Annotated in this window: 1 protein-coding gene; it reads left to right on the top strand. The window is 65.1% G+C overall.

The window, feature by feature from the left end:
• Positions 1-186, top strand: a 186-nt coding sequence (locus AC0L3E_RS34650; protein ID WP_473606917.1) for a hypothetical protein, incomplete at its 5' end; no start/stop codon positions are given.
• Between the last annotated feature and the right edge of the window lie 186 nt (positions 187-372).

Raw genomic sequence — 372 nt, 5'->3', positions numbered from 1 at the left:
GGTAGCACGGGCGCCACTCGCGACAGGAGCCGGATCGGCTCGGCGCGGCTCGGCCACGTGCTGCTCAAAGCCCGCTTGCCGGGCCTGGCCCGCATCCGGCAAGGGGTCATGGCGGTCCAAGGAAGAGAGCATCGCGTCTGGGACGGGTTGAGTCCCATGGGAGAAGCCTTTGGGGACGGCGAATGAGACGTTTATGGAGTCCTCGATCGCAACGGGAGGCTTCTCAGACCTTGCGGAGGGCGCGGCCTCAGCATGCAGCCTTCCGATGTGTTCGGACCCTGTCCCTTGAACGGGTACCCCTTCCAATGGCAATTCACCCAACTGCTGCATGGGGGGCTGCATCGGCACGCGGCCGCCTGAATTGCCGATTTC

It is taken from the genome of Mesorhizobium sp. WSM4822 (genome assembly GCF_055811155.1).
The sequence above is the reverse complement of the archived record's forward strand: the minus strand, read 5'-3'. Positions and strand labels throughout refer to the sequence as shown.